The organism is Phycicoccus sp. Soil748 (assembly GCF_001428025.1).
Lineage (GTDB): Bacteria > Actinomycetota > Actinomycetes > Actinomycetales > Dermatophilaceae > Pedococcus.
This window is the reverse complement of sequence record NZ_LMSC01000007.1, coordinates 1-21675: the sequence shown is the minus strand read 5'-3', so window position 1 is coordinate 21675 and position 21675 is coordinate 1. Positions and strand designations below refer to the sequence as shown.

14 protein-coding genes and 1 pseudogene are annotated in these 21675 nt (G+C 68.8%); 1 reads left to right on the top strand and 14 read right to left on the bottom strand.

The features are described from left to right. The first annotated feature begins 24 nt into the window (after positions 1-24). The gene (locus ASG70_RS07750) at positions 25-1311 is read left to right on the top strand and encodes an alpha-hydroxy-acid oxidizing protein (protein ID WP_056883294.1); all 1287 of its coding nucleotides are present in this window, start codon (positions 25-27) and stop codon (positions 1309-1311) included. A gap of 84 nt (positions 1312-1395) precedes the next feature. Here ASG70_RS07750 and tuf read toward each other — a convergent pair whose 3' ends face one another. The 14 genes and pseudogenes from tuf to ASG70_RS19495 form a co-directional block, all read right to left on the bottom strand. After that, positions 1396-2592, bottom strand: a complete 1197-nt coding sequence (gene tuf, locus ASG70_RS07745) for an elongation factor Tu (RefSeq protein ID WP_056883293.1) — start codon at positions 2590-2592, stop codon at positions 1396-1398. A 119-nt stretch (positions 2593-2711) separates the two neighbouring features. Continuing rightward, a complete protein-coding gene (gene fusA / locus ASG70_RS07740; protein ID WP_056883292.1) occupies positions 2712-4829 on the bottom strand; it encodes an elongation factor G in 2118 nt (705 codons plus the stop codon). Positions 4830-4943: 114 nt separating this feature from the next. Continuing rightward, positions 4944-5414 (bottom strand): 30S ribosomal protein S7, encoded by a 471-nt coding sequence (gene rpsG / locus ASG70_RS07735; protein WP_056883291.1) that lies wholly within the window; start codon positions 5412-5414, stop codon positions 4944-4946. After that, on the bottom strand, positions 5414-5788 hold the full coding sequence (rpsL, locus tag ASG70_RS07730) for a 30S ribosomal protein S12 (RefSeq protein ID WP_056883290.1): 375 nt from the start codon (positions 5786-5788) through the stop codon (positions 5414-5416). Before rpsL ends, rpsG begins: the two co-directional genes overlap by 1 nt. 386 nt (positions 5789-6174) lie before the next feature. Further along, positions 6175-10053 (bottom strand): DNA-directed RNA polymerase subunit beta', encoded by a 3879-nt coding sequence (locus ASG70_RS07725; protein WP_056883289.1) that lies wholly within the window; start codon positions 10051-10053, stop codon positions 6175-6177. 101 nt (positions 10054-10154) lie between these two features. Then, the gene (gene rpoB / locus ASG70_RS07720) at positions 10155-13631 is read right to left on the bottom strand and encodes a DNA-directed RNA polymerase subunit beta (protein ID WP_056883288.1); all 3477 of its coding nucleotides are present in this window, start codon (positions 13629-13631) and stop codon (positions 10155-10157) included. 399 nt (positions 13632-14030) lie between these two features. Continuing rightward, positions 14031-14741 carry a hypothetical protein gene (locus ASG70_RS07715; protein ID WP_056883287.1) on the bottom strand — a complete coding sequence of 237 codons (711 nt, stop codon included), beginning with the start codon at positions 14739-14741 and terminating at the stop codon, positions 14031-14033. A gap of 22 nt (positions 14742-14763) precedes the next feature. Next, complete coding sequence (locus ASG70_RS07710; protein WP_235531398.1) at positions 14764-15381, bottom strand: hypothetical protein; 618 nt, start codon at positions 15379-15381, stop codon at positions 14764-14766. Further along, positions 15378-16658, bottom strand: coding sequence for an MCE family protein (locus ASG70_RS07705; protein ID WP_056883286.1), 1281 nt, complete (start codon positions 16656-16658; stop codon positions 15378-15380). The genes ASG70_RS07710 and ASG70_RS07705 overlap by 4 nt, the downstream gene beginning before the upstream one ends. Then, the gene (locus ASG70_RS07700) at positions 16655-17959 is read right to left on the bottom strand and encodes an MCE family protein (protein ID WP_056884060.1); all 1305 of its coding nucleotides are present in this window, start codon (positions 17957-17959) and stop codon (positions 16655-16657) included. The genes ASG70_RS07705 and ASG70_RS07700 overlap by 4 nt, the downstream gene beginning before the upstream one ends. 2 nt (positions 17960-17961) lie before the next feature. After that, complete coding sequence (locus ASG70_RS07695; protein WP_056883285.1) at positions 17962-19224, bottom strand: MCE family protein; 1263 nt, start codon at positions 19222-19224, stop codon at positions 17962-17964. Continuing rightward, positions 19224-20195, bottom strand: a complete 972-nt coding sequence (locus ASG70_RS07690; protein WP_056883284.1) for an MCE family protein — start codon at positions 20193-20195, stop codon at positions 19224-19226. The genes ASG70_RS07695 and ASG70_RS07690 overlap by 1 nt, the downstream gene beginning before the upstream one ends. After that, positions 20195-21223 carry an MlaD family protein gene (locus ASG70_RS07685; RefSeq protein ID WP_056883283.1) on the bottom strand — a complete coding sequence of 343 codons (1029 nt, stop codon included), beginning with the start codon at positions 21221-21223 and terminating at the stop codon, positions 20195-20197. Before ASG70_RS07685 ends, ASG70_RS07690 begins: the two co-directional genes overlap by 1 nt. Before the next feature lie 58 nt (positions 21224-21281). Next, positions 21282-21675 (bottom strand): annotated as a pseudogene (locus ASG70_RS19495) (mammalian cell entry protein); the annotation flags it as partial.

Here is a 21675-nt window from a genome sequence, read left to right as displayed (position 1 = left end):
TGCACGTGGTGACAGGATCGCGACATGAGGATCCCCGTGGGCCCCGGGCGGGCACGGCAGGCCGAGGTCTACGGCGCCGGCGTCCTGGGTCGCCGCCCCACCGTCCCTGCCGACCCCGCCGAGCTCGAGCGCCGTGCCCGGCGGGCCATGAGCCGCAAGGCGTGGGCGTACGTCGCGGGTGGGGCCGGGAGCGGAGCCACCATCCGGTCCAACCGGGCGGCGTTCGAGCGACGTCGGCTGGTCCCCCGGATGGCCGCCGGCCACCGCGAGCGTGACCTGTCCACGACGCTGCTCGGCCAGCGGCTGCCCTCCCCCCTCCTGCTCGCGCCCATCGGCGCGGCGGGCCTGGTGGCGCGGGGCAGCGACCTCGCGGTCGCGCGGGCAGCAGCCGAGCTCGGCACTCCGTACATCGTCTCCAACCAGGGCTGCTCCCCGATGGAGGACGTGGCACGGGCCATGGGCGACACCCCGTGGTGGTTCCAGCTGTACTGGTCGACCGACGAGGACCTCGTGGACAGCCTGTTGCAGCGGGCCGAGGCCAGCGGCGCAGGAGCCGTGGTCGTCACCCTGGACACCACGATGCTCGGCTGGCGACCCCGCGACCTCGACCTCGGCTCCCTGCCGTTCTCCCAAGGCATCGGCATCGCGCAGTACACCTCGGACCCCCGGTTCAGGCAGATCGTGGCGGAGCGCGTGGCCGACGCCCCCACCGGGCGCGACCGGGACGTCGAGGTCACTGTCGGTGCGCTGCGGTCGCTGCTCTCGATCAGCCGCGAGCACCCGGGGTCGTGGCTGGCCAACCTTCGCTCCCCCGTGCCCCGGGCGGCTGTCGAAACCTTCCTCGACATCTACTCCAACCCCGGTCTCGGTTGGGACCACCTGGCCACCCTGCCCGGGCGCACCCGGCTGCCCGTCGTGGTCAAGGGGGTGCTGCACCCTGACGACGCGCGTCGAGCGGTGGACCTCGGCGCGGCCGCTGTGGTGGTGAGCAACCACGGCGGCCGCCAGGTCGACGGTGCCGTCGCCTCGCTCGACGCCCTGGGCGCGGTCCGGTCCGCGGTCGGGACGCAGACGGCCGTCGTCCTCGACAGCGGGGTGAGGTCCGGCGCCGACGTCGTCAAGGCCCTCGCCCTCGGCGCCGACGCCGTCGCCCTCGGGCGGCCCTACGTCTACGGCCTCGCCCTCGACGGCCAGGCGGGGGTGCGCGACGTGGTCGCGAACGTCGTCGCCGAGCTCGACCTCACGCTGGGGCTCTGCGGGGTCGGCTCGGTGGCAGAGGTGGGGCCCGAGCTGCTGGCGGACGCCGGCTGACCACCGCCCGGCAGCCCGGGGCATGCAGAAGGGCCCCGCAGCCGAAGCTGCGGGGCCCTTCCGGGTGGTGCTGGGTGCGTCAGATCACTTGATGATCTTGGTGACGCGGCCGGCGCCGACGGTCCGGCCACCCTCGCGGATGGCGAACTTCAGGCCCTCTTCCATGGCGATGGGCTGGATGAGCTCGACCTTCATCTCGGTGTTGTCACCGGGCATGACCATCTCGGTGCCCTCGGGGAGGTGCACGACACCGGTCACGTCAGTCGTCCGGAAGTAGAACTGCGGACGGTAGTTGTCGTAGAACGGCGTGTGACGGCCACCCTCGTCCTTGGACAGGATGTAGACGTTCGCGTCGAACTCGGTGTGCGGGGTGATGGAACCCGGCTTGACGACGACCTGGCCACGCTCGACGTCCTCGCGCTTGGTGCCACGAAGGAGCAGGCCGACGTTCTCGCCAGCGCGACCCTCGTCGAGGAGCTTGCGGAACATCTCGACACCGGTGACGGTGGTCTTGGCCGGCGGGCCGGTGTGGATGCCGACGATCTCGACCTCCTCGTTGACCTTGAGGACACCGCGCTCGATGCGGCCGGTGACGACCGTGCCACGACCGGTGATCGTGAAGACGTCCTCGACGGGCATGAGGAACGGCTTGTCGATCTCGCGCTCGGGCTCCGGGATCGCGGTGTCGACGGCGTCCATGAGGTCGAGGACCGACTGGCCCCACTCCGGGTCGCCCTCGAGCGCCTTGAGCGCCGAGACCTTGACGACCGGGAGGTCGTCGCCGGGGAACTCGTAGGAGGACAGCAGCTCGCGGACCTCCATCTCGACGAGCTCGAGGATCTCCTCGTCGTCGACCATGTCGGCCTTGTTGAGCGCCACGACGATGTAGGGGACGCCGACCTGGCGGGCCAGGAGGACGTGCTCCTTCGTCTGCGGCATCGGGCCGTCGGTCGCCGCGACCACGAGGATCGCGCCGTCCATCTGCGCGGCACCCGTGATCATGTTCTTCACGTAGTCAGCGTGACCGGGGCAGTCGACGTGGGCGTAGTGACGACCCTCCGTCTGGTACTCGATGTGCGCGATCGAGATCGTGATGCCGCGCTGCTTCTCTTCCGGCGCCTTGTCGATGTCGTCGAACGCGAACTGCGGGTTCAGGTCCGGGTACTTGTCGTGCAGGACCTTGGAAATCGCAGCCGTCAGCGTCGTCTTACCGTGGTCGATGTGACCGATGGTGCCGATGTTGACGTGCGGCTTGGTCCGCTCGAACTTTGCCTTCGCCACTTGGTGTCCTCCTCAGGACTCTCTTCTTGGTGGAACGCCTTTGTGCCCAGGTGGGACGTGGCGCGCTGTGGGGGGTGGTGCTGGGGGTCAGACCGTGCTTCGACCGTTGATCTTAGCGGTCACTCACCACGGGTCTTCTTGATGATCTCCTCGGCGACGGCCTTGGGGACCTCGGCGTAGGAGTCGAACTCCATGGAGAAGCTCGCGCGGCCCTGCGTCTTGGAACGCAGGTCGCCGACGTAGCCGAACATCTCGGACAGCGGCACCAGGCCGCGGACGACCTTGGCGCCGCTGATGTCCTCCATGCCCTGGATCTGGCCACGGCGGGAGTTGATGTCACCGATGACGTCGCCCATGTAGTCCTCGGGCGTGCGCACCTCGACGGCCATCATCGGCTCGAGGAGCACGGGGTCGGCCTTGCGGACGGCCTCCTTGAGCGCCATGGAGCCGGCGATCTTGAACGCCATCTCGGAGGAGTCGACGTCGTGGTAGGCACCGTCGAGCAGGGTCGCCTTGATCCCGACCAGCGGGTAGCCGGCGAGCACGCCGTACTGCATGGCGTCCTGGATACCGGCGTCGACCGACGGGATGTACTCGCGCGGGACGCGGCCACCGGTGACCTTGTTCTCGAACTCGTAGAGCTCGCCGGACTCGGTGGTGTCGAGGGGCTCGATGGAGACCTGGACCTTCGCGAACTGGCCGGAGCCACCCGTCTGCTTCTTGTGGGTGTAGTCGAGCTTCTCCACCGTGCGGCGGATGGTCTCGCGGTAGGCCACCTGCGGCTTGCCGACGTTGGCCTCGACCTTGAACTCGCGCTTCATGCGGTCCACGAGGATGTCCAGGTGGAGCTCGCCCATGCCGGCGATGATCGTCTGGCCCGTCTCCTCGTCGAGGTGGACCTGGAAGGTCGGGTCCTCGGCGGAGAGCTTCTGGATGGCCGTCGACAGCTTCTCCTGGTCGCCCTTGGTCTTGGGCTCGATGGCCACCTGGATGACCGGGTCCGGGAAGGTCATCGACTCGAGCACGATCTGCTCGTTCGGGTCGCTCAGGGTGTCACCGGTCGTGGTGTCCTTCAGGCCGATCGCCGCGTAGATGTGGCCGGCGAGGGCCTCGTCCACGGGGTTCTCCTTGTTGGCGTGCATCTGGAAGAGCTTGCCGATGCGCTCCTTCTTGCCCTTGGTCGTGTTGACGACCGGCGAGCCCGCGGCGACGCGGCCGGAGTAGACCCGGATGAAGGTGAGCGTGCCGAAGAACGGGTGCGCCGCGACCTTGAACGCCAGGGCGGAGAACGGCTCGTCCTTGCTCGGCTTGCGGGTCATCTCGACCTCCTCGTGGTTCGGCTTGTGGCCGACCATCGGGGGGACGTCGAGGGGGGACGGCAGGTAGTCGACGACCGCGTCGAGCATGGGCTGCACACCGCGGTTCTTGAACGCCGAGCCGCACAGAACCGGGTAGAGCACGGAGTTGACCGTGAGCTTGCGGATGGCGCCCTTGATCTCCTCGGGCGTCAGCTCCTCGCCACCGAGGTACTTCTCCATGAGCTCGTCGTCGGACTCGGCGACGCGCTCGACGAGCTGGTGGCGGTACTCCTCCACCTTCTCGACCATGTCGGCCGGGATCTCCTGGATCTCGTACTTGGCACCCATGGTGACGTCACCCTTGGCGTCACCGGGCCACACGAGCGCACGGCGGTAGATGAGGTCGACGACACCGACGAAGTCGTTCTCGGCACCGATCGGCAGCTGGAGCACGAGCGGCTCGGCGCCGAGGCGGTCCTTGATGGTCTGCACGGTGAAGTAGAAGTCCGCGCCCAGCTTGTCCATCTTGTTGACGAACGCGATGCGGGGGACGTCGTACTTGTCGGCCTGGCGCCAGACGGTCTCGGACTGGGGCTCGACGCCCTCCTTGCCGTCGAACACCGCGACGGCGCCGTCGAGCACGCGCAGCGAGCGCTCGACCTCGACGGTGAAGTCGACGTGACCGGGGGTGTCGATGATGTTGATCTGGGTGCCCTCCCAGAAGGAGGTCACGGCGGCAGACGTGATCGTGATGCCGCGCTCCTTCTCCTGCTCCATCCAGTCGGTGGTGGAGGCACCGTCGTGGGTCTCACCGATCTTGTGGTTGACCCCGGTGTAGAAGAGGATGCGCTCAGTCGTCGTCGTCTTGCCGGCGTCGATGTGCGCCATGATCCCGATGTTGCGGACCTTGGTCAGGTCCGTCAGGACGTCGAGTGCCAATGTGATCGTCTCATCTCGCTCGTTACGAAAAATCTGTGTGGTGCGGGTGGCGCGTGGGCACCACGCACCTTCCGGTGTGCCGCGCGCGTCACGCGCGCGGCACACCGGGCGCTGCTACCAGCGGTAGTGCGCGAAGGCCTTGTTGGACTCGGCCATCTTGTGGGTGTCCTCGCGACGCTTCACCGCGGCACCGAGGCCGTTGGACGCGTCGAGGATCTCGTTCATGAGGCGCTCGGTCATCGTCTTCTCACGACGCTGACGCGAGTAGCCGACCATCCAGCGCAGGGCCAGCGTGGTCGCGCGGTTGGGCTTGACCTCGATCGGCACCTGGTAGGTCGCGCCACCGACACGGCGGGACTTGACCTCGAGGGTGGGACGGATGTTGTCGAGGGCACGCTTGAGCGTGACCACGGGGTCGGTCCCGGTCTTCTCGCGGCAGCCCTCGAGGGCGCCGTAGACGATCGTCTCCGCGATGGACTTCTTGCCATCGAGCAGGATCTTGTTGACCAGCTGGGTCACCAACGGGGAGTTGTGGACCGGGTCGACGACGAGGGGGCGCTTGGGCGCGGGTCCCTTGCGAGGCATTACTTCTTCTCCATCTTCGCGCCGTAACGGGAGCGGGCCTGCTTGCGGTTCTTGACACCCTGGGTGTCGAGCGAGCCGCGCACGATCTTGTAGCGCACGCCGGGGAGGTCCTTCACACGACCGCCACGCACGAGCACGATCGAGTGCTCCTGCAGGTTGTGGCCGACGCCCGGGATGTAGGCCGTGACCTCGATGCCGCTGGTGAGGCGCACACGGGCGACCTTGCGCAGGGCAGAGTTCGGCTTCTTGGGGGTGGTGGTGTACACACGCGTGCACACGCCACGGCGCTGGGGCGAGCCCTTGAGGGCAGGAGTCTTGGTCTTGGTGACCTTGTCCTGGCGCCCCTTGCGCACAAGCTGGTTGATCGTAGGCAACCTGTTCTCCGTACGTAGTTGATGTTCTGCACCCTGGGGCTGACGCCCCCTGGCACTCCTTGGTGTTGCCGCTCCGCCCGACCCCCGCACTCGGGTGTGTCGCGCTCGGCGCTCTCCCCTGCACTCCCCACGCGCCATCCATGCGGATCGGTCGTGGGTTGCCCGGCGAGAGGTGTGCTGGCCCGGCTGCCTGATCGGCGGCGGCTCCAGCGGGCATGCCCGAGGGTTGGCCCTCAGACACAGTGTTCAAAGATACCGCCTGCGTGGGACCCGACCAAATCGGTATGGGGCCCCTCCCCCGGCCACCGGCGGCGAGGGTGCACGCCCGAGGGGGCCGGCCCGGCGAACCGGGCCGACCCCCTCGGGTCGTGCTGTGCGAGCGACCGTCAGTCGAGCCCGAGCTCGGCGTCGTCGAGGCGGATGGCCTCGCCGGAACCGGGCCCGAAGACCGGGTAGTCGTACTCGTAGCTCGGCATCGAGTACATCGCCGCCTTGGCCTCTTCCGTGGCCTCGACCTTGATGTTCCGGTAGCGCGGGAGACCCGTGCCGGCCGGGATGAGCTTGCCGAGGATGACGTTCTCCTTCAGACCCAGCAGCGGGTCCGACTTGGCGTTCATCGCAGCCTCGGTGAGCACGCGGGTCGTCTCCTGGAAGGAGGCAGCCGACAGCCACGAGTCGGTCGCGAGCGAGGCCTTGGTGATGCCCATGAGCTCGGGACGACCCGAGGCGGGGCGACCGTTCTCGGCCACCACGCGACGGTTCTCGTTCTCGAAGCGGCCACGCTCGGCCAGCTCACCGGGGAGCAGGTCGGCGTCACCGGACTCGATGATCGTGATCCGGCGCAGCATCTGCCGCACGATGACCTCGATGTGCTTGTCGTGGATCGACACACCCTGCTGGCGGTAGACGTGCTGGACCTCGTCGACCAGGTGCATCTGGACCGCACGCGGCCCGAGGATGCGCAGGACCTGCTTCGGGTCGATGGAACCGACCGTCAGCTGGTGGCCGACCTCGACGTGCTCGCCGTCCTGGACGAGCAGGCGCGCACGCTTGCTCACCGGGTAGGCGTGCTCCTCGGAGCCGTCGTCCGGCGTCAGCATGAGGCGACGCGTCTTGTCGGTGTCCTCGATCGTGACGCGGCCGGAGGCCTCGGCGATCGGGGAGACACCCTTCGGGGTACGGGCCTCGAAGAGCTCGACGACACGCGGCAGACCCTGGGTGATGTCGTCACCGGCCACACCACCGGTGTGGAAGGTACGCATCGTCAGCTGGGTGCCGGGCTCACCGATGGACTGGGCGGCGATGATGCCGACCGCCTCACCGATGTCGACGAGCTTGCCGGTGGCCAGCGAACGGCCGTAGCAGGCGGCGCAGGTGCCGACGTGGGACTCACAGGTGAGCACCGAGCGGACCTTGACCTCCTCGACGCCTGCGGCGACGAGGGCGTCGATGACCACGTCACCGAGGTCGATGCCGGCCTCGGCGAGGACGGAGCCGTCCTTCTCGACGTCGGCGGCGAGCGTGCGGGCGTAGACCGAGGTCTCCACGTCGTCGTGCTCGACGAGCGCGCCGGCGCTGGTGCGCTGGGCGATCGGCATGGTCAGGCCGCGGTCGGTCCCGCAGTCGTCCTCGCGGATGATGACGTCCTGCGACACGTCCACCAGGCGACGGGTCAGGTAACCCGAGTCGGCGGTACGCAGCGCGGTGTCGGCAAGACCCTTGCGCGAACCGTGCGTGGAGATGAAGAACTCGAGCACCGACAGACCCTCGCGGAAGTTCGCGCGGATCGGACGCGGGATGATGTCGCCCTTCGGGTTGGACACCAGGCCACGCATACCGGCGATCTGGCGCAGCTGCATCCAGTTACCACGCGCACCCGAGGAGACCATCTTGTAGATGGTGTTGGTCTTCGGGAGGTTGGCCTCCATCTCCTTGGCGACCTCGTTGGTGGCCTGGGTCCAGATCTCGATGAGCTCCTGGCGACGCTCGTCGTCGGTGATCAGGCCTCGCTCGTACTGGACCTGGACCTTGGTGGCCTTGGTCTCGTAGCCCTCGAGGATCTCGAGCTTGCGCGGCGGGGTCACAACGTCGGAGATGGCGACCGTGGTGCCCGAGCGGGTCGCCCAGTGGAAGCCGTACTCCTTGAGCGCGTCGAGGCTCGCCGCCACCTGCACCTTGCTGTAGCGCTCGGCCAGGTCGTTGACGATCGTGGACAGCCGCTTCTTGTCGACGGGGGCGTCGACGAACGGGTAGTCCACCGGCAGCGTCTGGTTGAACAGCGCCCGGCCCAGCGTGGTCTCGACGGTGAGCGAGGGCACCTGGCCCAGCTCGTTGACCTCGACACCCTCGGGCAGCTCGGTGCCCGGGATCGGGACGACGTCGAGCAGGCGGATCTTGATCTTGCTGCCCAGCTCGAGCTTGCCGGCGTCGAAGGCCATGCGGGCCTCGGCGACCGAGGAGAACGCGCGACCGGTGCCCCGACCGTCCTCCACCTCGGAGGTGAGGTGGAACAGGCCGATGATCATGTCCTGGGTGGGCATGGTCACGGGACGGCCGTCAGCCGGCTTGAGGATGTTGTTGCTCGAGAGCATGAGGATGCGGGCCTCGGCCTGCGCCTCGGTGCTCAGGGGCACGTGCACGGCCATCTGGTCACCGTCGAAGTCGGCGTTGAAGGCCGAGCAGACGAGCGGGTGGATCTGGATGGCCTTGCCCTCGACGAGCTGCGGCTCGAAGGCCTGGATGCCGAGGCGGTGCAGCGTGGGTGCGCGGTTGAGCAGCACGGGGTGCTCGGTGATGACCTCTTCGAGGACGTCCCACACGACCGGACGGGCACGCTCGACCATGCGCTTGGCCGACTTGATGTTCTGCGCGTGGTCGAGGTCGACCAGGCGCTTCATCACGAACGGCTTGAAGAGCTCCAGCGCCATCTGCTTGGGCAGGCCGCACTGGTGCAGCTTGAGCTGCGGGCCGACGACGATGACCGAGCGGCCGGAGTAGTCGACGCGCTTGCCGAGCAGGTTCTGGCGGAACCGGCCCTGCTTGCCCTTGAGCATGTCGGACAGCGACTTGAGCGGACGGTTGCCGGGGCCCGTGACCGGGCGACCACGACGGCCGTTGTCGAAGAGGCTGTCGACGGCCTCCTGGAGCATGCGCTTCTCGTTGTTGACGATGATCTCCGGCGCACCGAGGTCGAGCAGGCGCTTGAGCCGGTTGTTGCGGTTGATCACGCGACGGTAGAGGTCGTTGAGGTCCGAGGTCGCGAACCGGCCACCGTCGAGCTGCACCATCGGGCGCAGGTCCGGCGGGATGACCGGGACGGCGTCGAGCACCATGCCGGCCGGCTTGTTGGTCGTGGCCTGGAACGCGGTGACGACCTTGAGGCGCTTGAGGGCGCGGGTCTTCTTCTGGCCCTTGCCCGTGGCGATGATCTCGCGCAGCAGCTCGGCCTCGGCCTCGAGGTCGAAGTCCTGCAGGCGCTTCTGGATCGCCGCGGCGCCCATGCCGCCCTCGAAGTAGAGGCCGAAACGGTCACGCATCTCGCGGTAGAGGATCTCGTCGCCCTCGAGGTCCTGGACCTTGAGGTTCTTGAACCGGTCCCAGACCTGGTCGATGCGCTCGATCTGCTGGTCCGCACGCTTGCGGATCTGGTTCATCTCGCGCTCGGCGGACTCGCGGACCTTGCGGCGCGCGTCGGCCTTGGCACCCTCGGCCTCGAGCTCGGCGATGTCGGACTCCAGGCGCTTGGCCCGGGCCTCGATCTCGGAGTCGCGACGGTTCTCGAACTCCTTCTTCTCGACCTCGATCTGGGCCTCGAGCGAGGGCAGGTCCTTGTGGCGCTGCTCCTCGTCGACCGAGGTGATCATGTAGGCCGCGAAGTAGATGACCTTCTCGAGGTCCTTCGGGGCGAGGTCGAGCAGGTAGCCCAGGCGCGACGGGACGCCCTTGAAGTACCAGATGTGGGTGACGGGGGCGGCGAGCTCGATGTGGCCCATCCGCTCACGACGCACCTTGGCGCGCGTGACCTCGACACCACAGCGCTCACAGATGATGCCCTTGAAGCGGACGCGCTTGTACTTGCCGCAGTTGCACTCCCAGTCCCGGGTGGGGCCGAAGATGCGCTCGCAGAACAGGCCCTCCTTCTCGGGCTTGAGCGTGCGGTAGTTGATGGTCTCCGGCTTCTTCACCTCACCGTGGCTCCACTGGCGGATGTCCTCCGCCGTGGCCAGGCCGATGCGCAGTTCGTCAAAGAAGTTGACGTCGAGCACGTGGTTCCTTCTCTCGTGTCTCTTGTTAAGTCTGGGGGTGGGTCGGGAGGAGGGGCGGTGTGCCGCGCGGCACCGGGGTGCGGGCGCGGCACACCGACGCCCTAGACCTCTTCGACCGAACTGGGCTCGCGCCGGGACAGGTCGATGCCGAGCTCCTCCGCCGCGCGGAAGACGTCCTCGTCGGACTCCTTCAGCTCGATGGAGGTGCCGTCACTGCTGAGCACCTCGACGTTGAGGCACAGCGACTGCATCTCCTTGATGAGCACCTTGAAGGACTCGGGGATGCCGGGCTCTGGGATGTTGTCGCCCTTGACGATCGCCTCGTAGACCTTGACGCGACCCTGCACGTCGTCGGACTTGATCGTCAGGAGCTCCTGCAGCGCGTAGGCCGCGCCGTAGGCCTCGAGGGCCCACACCTCCATCTCACCGAAGCGCTGGCCACCGAACTGCGCCTTACCACCCAGCGGCTGCTGCGTGATCATGGAGTACGGGCCGGTGCTGCGGGCGTGGATCTTGTCGTCCACGAGGTGGTGCAGCTTGAGGATGTACATGTAACCCACCGACACCGGCTCGGGGAACGGCTCGCCGGAGCGGCCGTCGAAGAGCCGGGACTTGCCGGAGCCGTCGATGAGGCGCACGTCGTCGCGGGTCTTGGTCGTCGAGTCGAGCAGACCGACGATCTCGTCCTCACGCACACCGTCGAACACCGGCGAGGCGACGCGGGTGCCGGCCGGGGCCTGGCGCGCGTCCTCCGGGATGAGCTTGGCCCAGTCCGGGTTGCCGGCGATCTCCCAGCCGCGCGAGGCGGCCCAGCCGAGGTGCAGCTCGAGGATCTGGCCGACGTTCATACGACCGGGGACACCGAGCGGGTTGAGCACGACGTCCACGGGGGTGCCGTCCTCGAGGAACGGCATGTCCTCGACGGGCAGGATCTTGGAGATGACGCCCTTGTTGCCGTGACGGCCGGCGAGCTTGTCACCATCGGTGATCTTGCGCTTGTTGGCGACGTAGACGCGCACCAGCTGGTTGACACCCGGGGGCAGGTCGTCGCCCTCGTCCTTGTCGAACACCTTGACGCCGATGACCGTGCCGGTCTCGCCGTGGGGCACCTTCAGGGACGTGTCGCGGACCTCGCGGGCCTTCTCACCGAAGATGGCGCGCAGCAGGCGCTCCTCCGGCGTCAGCTCGGTCTCACCCTTGGGCGTGACCTTGCCGACGAGCAGGTCGCCGTCGCGGACCTCGGCGCCGATGCGAATGATGCCGCGCTCGTCGAGGTCGGCGAGGACCTCCTCTGAGACGTTCGGGATGTCCCGGGTGATCTCCTCCGGCCCGAGCTTGGTGTCGCGGGCGTCGACCTCGTGCTCCTCGATGTGGATCGAGGAGAGGACGTCGTCCTGCACCAGGCGCTGGCTGAGGATGATCGCGTCCTCGTAGTTGTGGCCCTCCCACGGCATGAACGCCACGAGCAGGTTGCGCCCGAGCGCCATCTCGCCACCGTCGGTCGCGGGACCGTCGGCGATGACGCCGCCGGCCTCGACCCGGTCGCCCTCGTTGACCACGACGACCTGGTTGTAGGAGGTGCCCTGGTTGGAGCGCGCGAACTTCGCGATCCGGTAGGTGCGGCTGGTGCCGTCGTCACCGGCGACGGTGACGAGGTCGGCGGAGACCTCGGTGACCACACCAGCGGCCTCGGCTCGGACGACGTCGCCCGAGTCGAGGGCGGCGCGGTACTCCATGCCGGTGCCGACCAGCGGAGCCTCGGACTTGACCAGCGGCACCGCCTGGCGCTGCATGTTGGAGCCCATGAGCGCACGGTTGGCGTCGTCGTGCTCGAGGAACGGGATCAGCGCGGTCGCGGCGGACACCATCTGGCGGGCCGAGACGTCGATGAAGTCGACGTCCTCACCCGGGATGTAGTCGACCTCGCCGCCCTTGGTGCGGACCAGGACGCGCTCGTCGGTGAAGTTGCCCTCGGCGTCGATGACGGCGTTGGCCTGCGCGATGACGTGGCGGTCCTCCTCGTCGGCGGACAGGTACTGGATGTCGTCGGTGACGCGACCCTTGACCACCTTGCGGTAGGGGGTCTCGATGAAGCCGAACGCGTTGATCCGCCCGTAGGAAGCCAGCGAGCCGATGAGGCCGATGTTCGGGCCCTCAGGGGTCTCGATCGGGCACATGCGGCCGTAGTGCGACGGGTGGACGTCACGGACCTCCATGCCGGCGCGGTCACGGGAGAGACCACCCGGGCCGAGGGCCGACAGACGCCGCTTGTGCGTCAGGCCCGCGAGCGGGTTGTTCTGGTCCATGAACTGCGACAGCTGGGAGGTGCCGAAGAACTCCTTGATCGAGGCCACCACGGGGCGGATGTTGATCAGGGTCTGCGGCGTGATCGCCTCGACGTCCTGCGTGGTCATGCGCTCGCGGACGACGCGCTCCATGCGGGACAGGCCGGTGCGGACCTGGTTCTGGATGAGCTCGCCGACGTTGCGGAGGCGACGGTTGCCGAAGTGGTCGATGTCGTCGACCTCGACCACGACGTCCTCGCCGTTCTTGCCCTTGAGCGTGGTCTCTCCGGCGTGCAGGGCGACGATGTACTTGATCGTGGCCACCACGTCGTCGACCGACAGGACCGAGTCGCCGAGCTCGGCGGCGACGCCCAGCTTGCGGTCGATCTTGTAGCGGCCGACCTTGGCGAGGTCGTAGCGCTTGGGGTTGAAGTAGAGGTTGTCCAGCAGGGTCTGGGCGGCCTCACGGGTCGGCGGTTCGCCCGGGCGCAGCTTGCGGTAGATGTCGAGCAGCGCGTCGTCCTGGCCGGCCGTGTGGTCCTTCTCCAGGGTGAGCCGCATGGACTCGTAGTCGCCGAACTCCTCGAGGATGTCGGCCTCGGACATGCCGAGGGCCTTCAGGAGCACCGTGACCGACTGCTTGCGCTTGCGGTCGACGCGGACGCCGACCATGTCGCGCTTGTCGATCTCGAACTCGAGCCACGCACCGCGGCTCGGGATGATCTTCGACGTGTAGATGTCCTTGTCGGAGGTCTTGTCGGGCGTGCGCTCGAAGTAGACGCCCGGGCTGCGGACGAGCTGGGAGACGACGACGCGCTCGGTGCCGTTGATGACGAAGGTGCCGCGCTCGGTCATGAGCGGGAAGTCGCCCATGAACACGGTCTGGCTCTTGATCTCGCCCGTCGTGGTGTTCATGAACTCAGCGGTGACGAACAGGGGCGCGGAGTAGGTCTGGTCGCGCTCCTTGCAGTCCTCGATGGAGTACTTGACCTCTTCGAAGCGGTGGTCACGGAACGACAGCGACATCGAGCCGCTGAAGTCCTCGATCGGTGAGATTTCCTCGAAGATCTCCTCGAGGCCGGAGCGATCCGGCACATCCCCCCGGCCCGCGGCCTTGGCCTCTGCGACACGGGCCTGCCAGCGCTCGTTACCGAGCAGCCAGTCGAAGCTTTCCGTTTGCAGCGCCAGGAGGTCGGGGACCTCGAGGGGTTCGCGGATCTTCGCGAACGACAGACGGCCGGAAGCCGTCCGTGCGGTGGACACAGTCTGAGTCGCGTTGCGCGAGGCAGCCAAGGAGGGGTCCTTCCACGGGCCTGTCTTAAAACTGATGGTTCGAAACCGAAGTAGCGCCAGCCGCCATCACGGCTCCGTCACGGTCCTGGCCACGAATTCGTGCCGGAGGGCACGACGAAGGGCTGGTGTCTGGGGCGGGGTCGACGAAAGAGGGCAGCGCAAAGGATGAGCATACAGTAGAAGGGCAGCCTCGTCCAACCGTGTCCAGCGGGAAGGTCCAACGCCTTGACGGGGGTCTCGCCCCCACAAGGGGCGGGTGCGACGCAGACGAGGATGACGCCCCGGCGCCCACACGTCAAGGGCGCCACACGGGTGGGGGGCCGAACGGTGGGTGCAGACGCCTGCGGCGACGTCCCGGGAGGGACGTCGCCGCAGCTCAGCGTCGGTGCGGGAGGGCGCTCAGAAGGCGTCGACGCGGCTCACCAGCCACCGGTCGCCGACCTTGGACATGGTCGCCAGGACCCGGTTCTGGTCGACAACGGGGTCCTTCTGGTCGCTGCCGACGCGAGCCTGGTTGACGAAGGCCATCACCTTGACCGTGGTCGGCGTGGAGCTCATGACCCCGATGTCGGACACCCGGGCCTGCACGACCGTCTGGTTCTTCACGGCCAGCGGCTTGATCTGCTTGTCCATGGCGGCGGTGAACTCGCCCTTGAAGGCCCCCGTCAGCAGGCCCTCGATCTGCGCCGACTGGGCGTCGATGGTCTTGTAGTTGTAGCTGAGCATCTGCTCGATCGAGGTGCGCGCCTGGCTGGAGGCGGCGCGCTCGACCGAGGCCTCCTGCCCGGAGTCGCGCAGGCTGACGCCGAGGACCGTGCCCAGCACCGCGAGGCTGGCCACGAGGGCCACGAGGGGAACTGCCCACCGGCGCCGGCCGGCCCGGCTGCGGGACGGTGACCCCGCGGCCTCGGCGCCGGGCTCGCCGGCCTCGGCCCTGGGCTCGCCGGCCTCGGCCCTGGGCCCGCCGCCCTCGGCCCTGGGCTCGACAACCGGCTCGACAACCGGCTCGACGGCCGGCTCGACGACGGGCGTGGTCGCGGTGACCGGCGCGGGCTCTGCGGTGCGGTGGACGGGCTCCGCCGCGCGGGCGCGGGCCCGGTGCCCGGCCACCCTGGGACGGGGACGGGGGGTGTCAGCCGACGAACTCAAGGTTCTCCACCTTCCATGCCTCGCCGACCCGACGCAGCTCCAGGCGCATCCGGTAGGTCTTGGTCTCCCCCGCCGGGACTGCGGTGTTCTTCGTGGGGGCGACGACGCCCACCAGCGCCACCGCGGAGTCGCGGTCGCCCGAGACCAGCGCCGCCTCGGTGCGCTGGACGGTGGACACCGTCTTGTTGGCGACGAGGACCTTCTTCAGCTCCTCGACGGAGGTCGAGTAGCTCTTGAGGAACTGCCCCGTGGCGCCGGCGCGGACTCGGGCGGTGTCGGCGTCGACCTTGGTGTAGTCGACGCTGACGAAGTTGATGGCCAGCTGCCTGGCGGCGGCCACCGCGGCGGCGTGGGCCTGCTGGGTCTGGCGGGCTGCGTACCAGTCGCGACCGCGCGTGGCCCCCAGCGCGACGGACGCGGCGAGGGCGAGGACCACCAACGCCCAGACGAGGCGGGGCGTGATGCGGGCGACGCCGACCCGCGAGGGTGCGGCGGGCGCCGTACCGTCCTGCAGCTCGTGCTGTGTCGTGTCGGCAGCCGCGCCCGGGCGGGCGCGTCCGGCCTTCACCGCCCTCCCGGCGTGGGTGGTGATCGTGCTCATCGAGCAGCCTCCTTCATGATCCACAACCACGAGGGATCGCTGCCGTCACCCCCAGACGGGGGGACGGGGACCGACACCTGTGGCGTTGTCATGCCCAACGAGGCAGCCATGCCCGGGGATACGGGCTGGTCGCCGAAAGCGAGCGGCAGGGTGGAGTTCGTGCTCGAGCCGCCCGCGGGGCCGGGTGCGTTCTGGGCGCCGCGGACGGTGGTCCCCGAGCCGCGGGGCGCGGTGCAGCGGGCGGAGGTGTTGACCGGGGGCAGGTTGGTCGTCGTCTTGGGGTTGGTGCGCTTCGTGCCGCCGTAGCCCTGGGTGCAGACCGGCGGGTCCTGGGCCAGGGCCAGCCCGAAGTGGGCCGTCCCGTCCCCCGGGACCACCGTGTACCCACCGGCCACGACGTCGGGGTAGGTCACCAGCAGCTGCTGGATGCCGTCGAGCCGCGACGTGGTCACCTGGCCGATCGTGATGAGGTTGGCCAGGAGGGCCGCGAGGTTGCCCTTGTTGTCGCGGATCAGGGCCTCGAGCTCACCGGAGGCGACCGCTCCCCTGTCCAGCACCAGGCGCAGGTCGCCGTCGGACGTCTTGAGCGTCTGCGACAGCTCCTTGAAGTTCTTGGCGAAGACCTTGATCTGCCCCGAGGTGTCGCGCTGGGTGTCCAGGACGATCCGGCCGTCGTCGATGAGCTTCTCGGTCTGCGGCAGCGCCTCGGTGGCCGCCTTGGTGAGGGCGTCGCCGCTGTCGATGAGGCGCTGGAGGTCCTGCCCGCCGTGGGCGAAGCCGGTGCCCAGCTCGTCGACCACGGTGGCGAGGTCGCCGCGGTCCACCGAGTTGACGGTCTGGTCGAGGTCGAGCAGCAGCGTGTCGACGCGCAGGGGGTAGCCGGTGTCCTTGCGGGGGATGCTGTCGCCGTCGGCGAGGTCCGGTCCGCGGTCGCTACGGGGCTGGAAGTCGAGGTACTGCTCCCCCACCGCCGAGCGGTTCTCCACCACGACCTTGGTGTCCTTGGGGATCTTCACCCCTCGCTTGATCTTCGCCTCGACGACGACGCCGTCCTTGGACAACCGCAGGCGGTCGACCCGACCCACGGTGACGCCACGGTAGGACACCTCGGAGCCGACGAAGATGCCGCCGGACTGGGCGAAGTCGGCCGAGACGCGGTACTGGCCGCCCACGACGCGGTCGTAGAGCCCGACGTAGCGGGCCGAGAGCACCGAGACCGTGAGCAGGGTGATGAGCATGAAGGCGAAGAGCTGGACCTTCACCGAGCGGCGGATCACGAGCCACCTCCGTAGAGCGAGCGCCACGAGCCGTCGGAGCCCGAGGTCTGTGCCGACCCCGACTGCGACGACTGCTGGGATGAGCCCAGTGGGCAGAGCAGCCCCGTGCAGGTGGTCGAGGTCCCGGAGGAGGTCGAGGACCCGGTGGGCAGGCCGGGCAGCCCCGGAAGGCTGGGCAGCGAGCCGGTGGGCAGCGGGAGGGACGGCAGCGGCCCGGTGGGGAGCCCGGTCGGCAGGCCCGTCGGGAGCCCGGTGGGGGGCGCCGTCGGCAGTCCGAGGTTGCCCGCGAGGTTGACCAGGTTGAGGTCGAGGTCGGCCGACAGGTTGGTGTAGTCGCCCTTGATCGCGCCGGTCGCGCTGTCGGGGAACGGATAGGTGAGCAGGAGCTGCAGCGACTTGGGCAGGTCGTCGCCGGCCTTGGTCAGCTGCGCCAGGATCGGCGCGAGGGACTTGAGGTTGGCCGCGGTGTCGTCCTTGCTCTGCCGGATGACGTCGGTGCCGACGGCCCCGAGGCGGCTCAGCGCCGCGAGCATCTGGACCAGCTGCTTGCGCTGGTCGGCCAGGACCTTGAGGCCGCCGGGGAGCGCCTCGACCGCGCGGGCGAGGTCGTCCTTCTGCGCGGCGAGCTTGGCTGCCAGCTTGTCGATGTTGTCGATGGCCCGGACGATCTCGGACTTCTGCTGGTCGAGGCCGCCGACGAAGGTGTCGAGCTGCTTGATGAGGTCGCGGACCTGCGTCTGGTTGCCGCTCAGGGCGTTGTTGAGCTCGGCCTCGATGGTCTTGAGCTGGGCGACGCCTCCGCCGTTGAGGAGCAGCGACATGGCGCTGAGGACCTCCTCGACCTCCGGGTTGCGGCCCGTGCGGTCGAGCGGGATGTTGTCGCCGTCGCCGAGCGAGCCCTCGGGCTTGCCGGTGGTGGGAGGCCCGAGCTCGACGTACTTTTCACCGAGGAGCGAGGTCTGCTTGAGCTCGGCCACGGCGTTGTCGGGCAGCTTGACGTCCCTGGGCAGCCGCAGCGTCACCCGGGCCGTCCAGCCGTTGAGCTCGATCTTCTCGACCGAGCCGACCGTGACCTGGTCGACCTTCACCGAGGACTGGGGCACGAGGTCGAGGACATCGGCGAACTCCGCGGTGACCCGCATGACGTCGCCGTGCTGCGCGGCGCCCCCGGGCAGCGGGAGGTCGAACGCTCCCTGGCAGCCGCTGGTGACCAGCACCGCGGCTGCGGCGAGGCCGGCGACGGTCAGGCGGCTCCGCGGCGTACGGGTGGTGCGCGGCTCCGTGGGCTCGGTGGTCCGCATGGTCATCGCCCTCCCCCCAGCAGCCCACCGAGGGTGGGGTCGGCGCCGCGCATCTGCACGGTGGTGGTCGGCGCGCCGCCGGCCGCGGCCGCGCCGGGCTCGGGGCCAATGCCACCTTCCGAGCGGGGTATGGCGCTGAGCAGGTCGAGCGGCAGCTTCACCCCGGCGCCCTTGAGGGTGTCGAGCAGGTCGGTCACCGGCTTGAGCACCCCGGCCACCGTCTTGCAGACGCTCGCGGGCTGCCCGCTCGCCGTGATGAGGTTGCACAGCAGCGTCTGGAGCTTGAGGTTCTCGTTGATGTTCGCCCGGGTGTCGAGGGTGCCCGACTTGGGGTTGTAGGCGTTCTGCAGGTTGCTGATCGCGACGGGCGCGTTGGTCAGCGTCTCGGCGAGGGCGTCACGCTGCTTGGCCACCGTGCCGGTCACCGACGCCAGCTGCTGCAGGTTGGTGGTGAGGCCGGCGCGGTTGTCGTGGACGAAGGAGCTGACCTCGCTGAGCGCCACGGCGAGGTTCTTCAGCGCTGCGGCCAGGTCGCCGCGCTCGGCGTCGAGCTGGGTCGAGACGCTCGCGAGGTCGCTGTTGAGGCGGCGTACCTGCTGGTCGTTGGTGGCCAGCATCGTCGTGAACGTCTGCAGGTTCTTCACCGTCCCGAACAGGTCGTCGCGGCCACCAGACAGGGTCTCGAGGGCCTTGCTGAGGTCGCGGTTGGTGTCGTGGATCTTCTGCCCCTGGCCGTCGAGGTTCTTCGCCCCCGTGTCGAGGGCCTGGGCGAAGGCGCCCTCCTTGTTGGCCCCGGTGGGCCCGAGGGCGACCAGCAGGTCGTCCAGGCTCGAGGAGATGCGGTCCAGCTCGACGGGCACCGCCGTGCGGTCGAGCCCGATCTGCGCGCGGTCCTTCATGACCGGCCCGCCCGTGTATGCAGGGAAGAGCTGGACGTAGCGGTCGCTCACCAGCGAGGGCGCGACGACGGCTGCCTTGGCCTCGGCGGGCACCTTGTACTTGCGGTCGTACTCGAAGACCACCTCGACCTTGTCGCCCTTGGGCGTCACCTGCTTCACCTGGCCGACCTGGACCCCGAGGATGCGCACGTCCGAACCCGGGAAGAGGCCGACGGCCCGGCTGAACTCGCCGGTGACCCGTACGGTCTCGTGACGCGGCCAGAACGCGTACGCGCCGGCCACCAGCGCCACCACCGCGAGGGCGGCGACGAGGCGGGGTACGAGGCCCACGTGGGGCAGGCGCGGCAGCGAGGGCAGGCGGGCCATCAGTTGCCTCCCAGTTCGACGGGCGTCGTCAGGTTCTGGATGTAGGTGTCGAACCAGCGGCCGTTGCCCAGGACGTTGGCGAACAGGCGGGTGAAGGGCGCCATCGCGGCGATCGTGTCGCCGAGGTCCTGCTCGTGCTTCTGCAGGACGGCGAGGACCTTGGTCAGCTGGTCGAGGGCCGGCTTGAGCTCGGCGCGGTTGTCTCGGACGAGGCCGGTGATCTGCTGGGCCATCTTCGAGGTGTTGACGAACAGCGTGTGGATGTCCTCGCGCCGCTTGTCGAGCTCGACGAGGAGCAGGTCGGCGTTCTTGATGATCGACTCGACGGCCTTGTTGCGCTGCGCCACCGTGCCGGAGACGCTGTTGGCCGAGGCGAGCAGGCGCTTGAGCTCGGCGTCGCGCGAGGCGATGGTGCGCGAGAGGCGGCTCAGCCCGTCGAGCGCGGCCCGCACGTCCTGCGGGCTGTCCTTGAACTCGGTGGCGAGCGTGGTCAGCGACTTGGCGAGCTGGCCGGTGTCGATGCGCTCGGTCGTCGTCGCGAGGTCGCTGAAGGCGTTGACGATGTCGTAGGACGACACGGTCCGGTCGATCGGGATCTCGCTGCCCTCCTTCAGCTGGCCAGAGCCACCGGGCTCGAGGGCGAGGTACTTCTGGCCCAGGAGGGTCTTCATGCGCACCGAGGCCCCGGTCCGGGTGCCGAAGGCCGCCGGCTCGGTGACCTTGAAGTCGACGACGACGTGGTCGCCGGCGAGGTCGACGCCCTCGACCTTGCCGACCTTGACGCCGGCGATGCGGACGTCGTCACCCTTCAGCAGGCCGCCGGCCTCGCTGAAGGCGGCGCGGTAGTGGTCGCCCCCACCGATGAACGGGATGCTCTGGATGTTGAACGCCACCACCAGCAGCAGGGCGATGACCAGCAGGCCCGCCGCGCCGATCGGCACGGGGTTGCGCTCGCGGAACGGGATGGCCATCAGGAGCACCTCGCAGCGCTGAGGCCACCGGGCTTGTCCAGCTTCACCGGCGGACCGGCGGGCAGCTTGATGGTGCCGCTGAAGTCGCAGAGGTAGAAGTTGAACCAGGAGCCGTAGGTCGCGGTCCGGGTGATGGTCGCGATCTTGCCGGGCGAGGTCGAGAGGAACTTCTCGAACGTCGCCGTGTTGGACGGCTTGTTGAGGCCGGTGGCGAGCTGGCGCAGGTTGGTGATGTCCGTCTTGATGGACGGTCGGGTCACCTCGAGCAGGTCGGCGGTCTGCGCCGTGAGCGAGTTGATGTTGGTCAGCGAGGCGCCGATGGTCTCGCGATCGGCGGCGAGGCCGGACACGAAGCGCTGGAGCTGGTCGATGAGCTCCTTGAGCGCTGCGTCGTGCTCGTCGACCGTGCCGAGCACGGTGTTGAGGTTGCTGATCGTGCGGCCGATGACCTCGTCGCGGTCGGCCAGGGTCGAGGTCAGGGACGCGGTCTTGGCCAGCAGCGAGTTGATGTTGCCGCCCTCCCCCTGCAGGACGCTGATGATGTTGCCCGACAGCTCGTTGACGTCCTTGGGCGACAGCGCGGCGAACAGCGGCTTGAACCCGTTGAACAGGACGGTGAGGTCGAGGGCGGACTGGGTGTGGTCGAGCCCGATGGTGGCACCGTCCTTGAGCGGCAGGGCACCACCGGCCTCCTGGGTCAGGGCGATGTAGCGCTCACCGACGAGGTTGCGGTACTTGATGGTCGCCTTGGTGCCCTGGGTGAGGACGCTGGTCTTCAGCACCTTGAGCTCGACGTCGGCGTGGACGCGGTCGTGGGCGACCTTGATGCCGGTGACCTCACCGACCCGGACCCCGGCGATGCGCACCTCCTGGCCGTTGGCGAGCCCGGTGACGTCGTCGAACACCGCGGTGTAGGTCGCCTTGTCGCCGAACTGGATGTTGGCGATGGTGGCCGCCAGCGTGCCGGTCGCCAGCAGGGTCGCGACGACGAACACGATGAACTTCACGAGGCTGGAACGGGTGCTCATCGGGGTCCTCGCCAAGTATCGGAGCGACGAAGGAGCGGAGAACGTGGTGGGGTGATGTTCATTGTTGGCTCACCACCGTTCCGCGCAGCATGGGTCCGGCGAGCAGGGTGGTGATGGCCGATGGCGTGGCCGCTGACCCGTCGTCCGACAGCAGGGCGGCGACGACGTGCTGCTCCTGCTCGGTGCCGGCGAGGCCGGCGTCGGCGTTGCCGATGGCCAGGCCCGAGGCGCCGGTGAAGGCGGTGGGCAGGGCGCTGCCGGCGCTCGACCCGCTGCCGGCGGTGCCGTCACTGAAGTGGACTGGCCCCTTGGGGTGGGCCTGGCTGCCGTACGAGTCCGGCAGGCCGTAGCAGGTGGGTCCGCGGCTCTCGCCCCAGCGGGGTTCCTCTCCCGGCCGGTACCCCGCCCGCTGCGGCGCCACCTCGACCGTGATGTGGAACTGGTCGGACCGG

What these genes read in the sequence shown, in the direction of transcription:
- ASG70_RS07690 (WP_056883284.1), bottom strand. Translation starts at nt 20,195, where the DNA reads ATGGCCATCCCGTTCCGCGAGCGCAACCCCGTGCCGATCGGCGCGGCG.
- ASG70_RS07750 (WP_056883294.1), top strand. Translation starts at nt 25, where the DNA reads ATGAGGATCCCCGTGGGCCCCGGGCGGGCACGGCAGGCCGAGGTCTAC.
- ASG70_RS07710 (WP_235531398.1), bottom strand. Translation starts at nt 15,381, where the DNA reads ATGAGCACGATCACCACCCACGCCGGGAGGGCGGTGAAGGCCGGACGC.
- ASG70_RS07685 (WP_056883283.1), bottom strand. Translation starts at nt 21,223, where the DNA reads ATGAGCACCCGTTCCAGCCTCGTGAAGTTCATCGTGTTCGTCGTCGCG.
- ASG70_RS07695 (WP_056883285.1), bottom strand. Translation starts at nt 19,224, where the DNA reads ATGGCCCGCCTGCCCTCGCTGCCGCGCCTGCCCCACGTGGGCCTCGTA.
- ASG70_RS07700 (WP_056884060.1), bottom strand. Translation starts at nt 17,959, where the DNA reads ATGCGGACCACCGAGCCCACGGAGCCGCGCACCACCCGTACGCCGCGG.
- rpsG (WP_056883291.1), bottom strand. Translation starts at nt 5,414, where the DNA reads ATGCCTCGCAAGGGACCCGCGCCCAAGCGCCCCCTCGTCGTCGACCCG.